Origin of the sequence: Dietzia sp. SLG310A2-38A2, assembly GCF_014145095.1 — a bacterium.
In the GTDB taxonomy this organism is placed as follows: domain Bacteria; phylum Actinomycetota; class Actinomycetes; order Mycobacteriales; family Mycobacteriaceae; genus Dietzia.
The window spans coordinates 1-5,050 of the sequence record NZ_JAALDX010000029.1 but is presented as its reverse complement, the minus strand read 5'-3'; the positions used below and the strand labels follow the sequence as shown (position 1 = coordinate 5,050).

Here is a 5,050-nt window from a genome sequence, read left to right as displayed (position 1 = left end):
CAGGCCTATCCCGAGGACGCCTCGGTCCCGCCGCTGGCCGCGGGCGTGTCCACGGGCGGGTCGGGGATCAAGCCGCTCGGCTCGGAGGACGACGAGGACGAGATCCGTACCGAAGTGGAACGGTTCGACGCAGCCCGCATCGACGGCGGGTCCGACCTGGACACGGGCGCCGGTGGGCGCCACGCCCAGCCGGCGGCCGACCAGACCCCCGTGTGGCTCCGGCCCGAGGTGACACCCTCGCCCCCGAGGGCGGGCAGTGGCAAACATCGGCGTGAGGAGCCGGAGGAGGAGTCGTCGGACGCGGACTCATCGGAGTCGGCCTCGACCGGCACGGGTACCGGTCGTGAGCGCCCGGGCGTGGAACCGGACGTGGAGCAGACCACCCGCATCCAGCTGCCGCCGGACATCCGGGACTGACCTCCCGCAACGAGAGGACCCGCCCGCGCTGGATGCGCGGACGGGTCCTCTCGGTTGTGTGGGGTGGGTCAGCTGGCGGAGCTCAGCAAACCGAAGACGGTCGGACTTGAGAGCGGTGCGACGTCGTAACCGACAGAACCGGAGAGGCTGGTCGTCATCGGGTCGGTCAACGAGCCGAGGTCGAGCGAACCGGTTCCCGGCTCGGGGGTGATGATCTCCCCGTCCAGACCAGCGACGACAACGACAGCCGGATTCTGGGTGGAACCCTTCCACTCGTTGTAGTCGAACCAGATGGTCTCGAGCTCGACTGTGTACCGGTGGGTGCCGGTCCGATCGGTGCGGTCGATCTCGTCAGTCGGGAACGTGATCGAAGCGCCCGTCGCGGGCATCGGAACCGGTTCGCCGACGGGAAGCGCGTCACGGTAGAGCTGGACCATGGTTCCCTCGGGGAAGTTGAGGCCGGGCCGTGCAAAGGTTGCCGTGACGTTGACGGGCAACGACTCGTCTCCGAGCGTTCCCACTCTGGCAGCGACGGTGAAGTTGGTGTTCCAGAACACTGTCGGCTTCTCGGTGAGGGTCAGCACGATCGTGTCCTGGCTCGAGCTGATGTTGCCGGGCACGCCGGAATACTCAGCGATAATCGTCCGGATTTCGTCAGGGTCCCCATCCGGGATGCGCGGGAACTCATGCTGGATGGTGGCGATTCCCTGATCGTTGGGGTTGGCGGTACCCACGATGAGATTGGTGGCCTGATCTCGGAATGTGACAGTGCCCTGGGAGAGCTCGTCCGAGGTGGCGTAGGGCGCCGCGACCTGCGCCTGTAGCTGGACCGGGATTGACGAGTCGGCGGTCTGATTGCCGCCGATAATCCTGGTAGTGGAGTCGAGGATGATCGGTGCGACATCCGCCACCGTGGTCTTGGTCAGCTGGGCCGCATTGGCGCCAGCGATGCACTCCACCTGGGTGCCGGTGTTGGAGGTTCCGCGGGTGTAGGCGAACTGCGTGTTCTCTGCGTTGTATGTCAGAGGATCCGCGCCGGCACCGGGGAGCCCAAAGACGACCTCGGCTCCCGGCGCCAGCGGCGCACGCATCGAGAAGGTCACCGCCGGGAGACGGAACGCGGCGTTGCTCGTCTTCGCCAGCCCCGAGTTGGTGGAGGTGCCGGAACTGGTGCCAAAGCGAGCCGAAGTGCCGCCCCAGATGCGAGTGACGTCGGTCCCGGCGGCGTTGACCTTGGTGCCCGGGTTGACAGTCGTCAGTGAGGGGGTTCCGCTGTTGAACCCGTACTGGCCGCCCGATAGTGCGGAGGCGAGGCTGGTCACGTTCGACGGCGTCTGGATGTCGTACGTGACGCGACCGGTCCGACTCTGTACCGGGTTCATCTCACCGGCCTGGATCGTTACATCGAAGAACTCGCCCGGTGCGACGCTTTCCGGGTAAGTGACCGTGACCGTGTTGGTCCAGGGGTTCACGCCACCGATGTTCGAGGCGTTGTTCGCGTTGCAGGTGTAGGTGACCTCGACTGTCTCAGTGACCGGAGGCTCCGGTTCGGTCTGCGCACCGGCCGTTGGCGCGAGTGCGAGGGTTGTGGCCAGGGGCAGTGCGGCGCCTGCCACCACCGCCATAGCGCGTTTGAACAACATGGGGCGTCCTTTATCTCAGGGGCCTCTGACGCTCCTGGGGGTGGCGTTGGAGGCCCTTTCGGCGGCCCGTGATGGGCGGTCGGGGTGTCTGTCCGTCGTCTGATCGAACATCGCGACAAGGGAAGTGTGACATAAAGCACTTATGAGCACCAAGGGTATACGCAGTCCCATTTGAACGGGTTGTCTTTTCTTATCTTCGAGCCTCACGACCAGACGGTGTGGCAAACCTGCAGTTCATAGACACCTAGGGCGGGATCTGTCCAGAAAGTTGCTGACGGGTCAGGTGGGACAAAAGTGCCCAGTTAGTACCAACCGTTACCAAATCTAAATAATAAGCCGGGTGTGATGACCGTGTGCCTCATGTCACACTGAACCGGTCTACACGTCTGAGGCGAAGGCCGGCCGTCGGCCCCATAGATCCCGGGTCCGGCTTCGATCAGATCTAAGCCAACGTTAAGGAGATCGATCCATGGCACGCACGTGGCACCCCTCAGCCAGATTCGCGGCCCTCGGAATCGCCGCGGCTTTCGCCGTCGCCGCCGCGCCGGCCGCTACCGCACAGATTCCCGGGAACAATCCCCGGACCACGGTCTTTCCCGTCGACGACCCCCGGGTACAGATCGCGGTCGACCCGCTTGACCCCGGGACCGGAACCGTCCGTGTGGTGGTCCAGAACAACACGTCCAGCAACATCAGCTGTACCGGCCTTGACGGAGGGCCGGCGGCCACAGTCACGACCGCCGAGGTGGTCGCCCGTTCGGTCGACTTCTACACCCAGTACCCGCAGTCGGGAATTGCGGATCTCGTCCTGCAAATCCCGGAGATCGGTGATCAGGTGATCCCGCTGGGGTCCGTGGCGGATCAGGCAGGAAGTCTCGGTGAGTTCATCAATCCGGAGTGGCAGGCGCTCTCGGAGACCGGGGAGGTCTTCCAGCAGGCACGTCTCGCAGGTCACTACGGTGTGATCCCCTCGCCGCTGGCCATCCCGGCCGAGCAGGCGACTGAGCGCGTGGTGCGACTCGATCATCCCAGCGAGGGGCAGCGTGTGGACTTCCAGACTGGCGTGTTCTTGACGTGCGTTCTGTCCGGCCAGAGGTACGCGTTCCACGCTTACGAGGGAGACGTCAAGCCGGCCTACGGGACCAACGACTCGACGGGCAGCCTCGGCAGCGCCGGCCTCGGTAGTTGAGTATCAGCCTCGTGGGGTCCGCCCCGCGCTCAGAGAAATCGAACGCACCCCGATTCCGTCAAGGCGTCGGACCGACAGGAGCATCATCATGACACTTTCCACCCTCAGCGCGGTGCGCGGGGCCGTGGCCGCCACGGCGGCTCTCGCTCTGGTGGCGGGCGCCGCACCGGCCGTGGCGCAGGTCCCCGGCGGCGGGTTCGCCGGCTACGTCGTCAAAGTCGACGACTCGTCCCTCCTGGTATCCGTCGATCTCAAGGGCGATACCCCCACCCAGATCACGGGCACGATCCAGAACACCACCGACGCGAACTTCCGGTGTGAGGTCCCTTCCTTCGACAAGGGCGGTATAGCCACGCCAATCGGCCACGGCCAGGTCACGACCGCAGGAGTCGCCGCCGAGGTAACCGAGTTCTATCGCACTCGGGTATTCACGGGCCCCTCCGACACGAACGCCAACGGCGACCTGGTGTCCCTGGGCTCCCTGTACGACATCTTCCCGACTGGCAGTGCCGTCGGTTCTGCTGAGACTGATACGAGGACGCCGCACAACGAGGCGCGAGTCGCCGGCCGAACGGGTGACCCCCGGGTCGGTGGCAATCTGCAGTTCACCGTCAGTGCTGGGACCACAGTGGACTACACGGCTCTGCTCGGACCCTCCTCTACCGGAGATCGGGGAGAGTGGCGTGCGGCGGCGGTGTTCATGTGTCGCAACATGGAGACGAACGACTGGTTCCTTTACACCGGTCTCGAGGATATCGAGGATCCGAACCCGGCCCCCGAACCCGAAAGCTCCGGAAGCCTCAGTGCAGGTTCCCTCGGCTCGTAATCCCCTCCCGACCGATACTTCAAGGAGTCTCATGTCCACCTCCAGAGCCCTCAAGGGCCTCACCGCGGCCGCGGCTAGCGCCGCCCTCGCCATCGGTGCCGCAGGATCCGCCGCCGCTCAGACCGTGACCGTCGTCCCCGGAGACAACGGAGACGGCCGCACCGTCATCGTCAATAACTCCGGGATGGACGTCGACGTCGTCAGCGTCGATCGGGCCGCGGGAACCGCTCAGGTCACCATGACCAACAACCTCGGCTTCACGGTGTTCTGTGAAGCTGCAAGCCAGGATCCCGCCAACCGCTTCGGCGGGAGCATCTCCACCGCCCCGGTCGTGGAGAGTTCCGTCGAGTACTACCAGCGGTTCCAGAACGTCAAGGCCGAGGATGTGCGGATCACGATGTCCGTCCTGGGTTCGACGGGAACCATGGTGGCTGAGCTGTGGCCCCTGGTGCAGTTCCTCCCGCAGGGCAGTGTGGGTGAGATCTCGAGCGATGCGGTGGCGCTCCGCTCGCAGATCACCCAGGCAAATACCGCCGCGAAGGTCCAGGGTCTGTACGGAACTACCCCCGCCTTCGCCGTGACCAACGGCAACACCGTGACCCGGAACATCGCTCTCGGGCCGCCGTCCACCCAGCCGCGCGGTGTGGAGAAGGTCGGCTTCTTCACGATGTGTGCCCAGGGCACAAACTCCGCCGCCGCGCAGGGCACTGCCCAGCTGTACGCGTGGTCCGCTTTCGAGGAGGGGTGGCCCCCGCCGGTTATCGAGCCCGAGGAGAGCGGCAACATCACCAGTGGTTCCCTAGGGTCTCTGGGTGGCAACGGGGACGGCCAGCCCCCGGTCAACGGTGACCCGGACAACGAAGACCCGGACAATGGTGGGCCGGGCGACGATGAGCCCGGTGACGACGAGCCGGGTGCCGATGAGTAGTCCGCACTCCAGCTGAAACGGATGGGCCGGTCGCGTTACGCGACCGG

General features: G+C 65.5%; 4 protein-coding genes and 1 pseudogene. 4 read left to right on the top strand and 1 reads right to left on the bottom strand.

Annotation, left to right across the window (positions count from 1 at the left end; all coding sequences use genetic code 11):
- Positions 1-417 (top strand): annotated as a pseudogene (locus G6027_RS01245) (hypothetical protein); the annotation flags it as partial.
- 68 nt (positions 418-485) lie between these two features.
- Here G6027_RS01245 and G6027_RS01240 read toward each other — a convergent pair.
- Positions 486-2,060 (bottom strand): hypothetical protein, encoded by a 1,575-nt coding sequence (locus G6027_RS01240; RefSeq protein ID WP_182634680.1) that lies wholly within the window; start codon positions 2,058-2,060, stop codon positions 486-488.
- A 469-nt stretch (positions 2,061-2,529) separates the two neighbouring features.
- Between G6027_RS01240 and G6027_RS01235 the strand changes: the two genes are divergently transcribed.
- The 3 genes from G6027_RS01235 (at position 2,530) to G6027_RS01225 (ending at position 5,003) form a co-directional block, all read left to right on the top strand.
- Positions 2,530-3,249, top strand: coding sequence for a hypothetical protein (locus G6027_RS01235; RefSeq protein ID WP_182634678.1), 720 nt, complete (start codon positions 2,530-2,532; stop codon positions 3,247-3,249).
- 88 nt (positions 3,250-3,337) lie between these two features.
- Positions 3,338-4,075: a hypothetical protein gene (locus tag G6027_RS01230; RefSeq protein WP_182634675.1), complete on the top strand. Its 738-nt coding sequence runs from the start codon at positions 3,338-3,340 to the stop codon at positions 4,073-4,075.
- Positions 4,076-4,106: 31 nt separating this feature from the next.
- Complete coding sequence (locus G6027_RS01225) at positions 4,107-5,003, top strand: hypothetical protein (protein ID WP_182634673.1); 897 nt, start codon at positions 4,107-4,109, stop codon at positions 5,001-5,003.
- Positions 5,004-5,050: the final 47 nt, after the last annotated feature.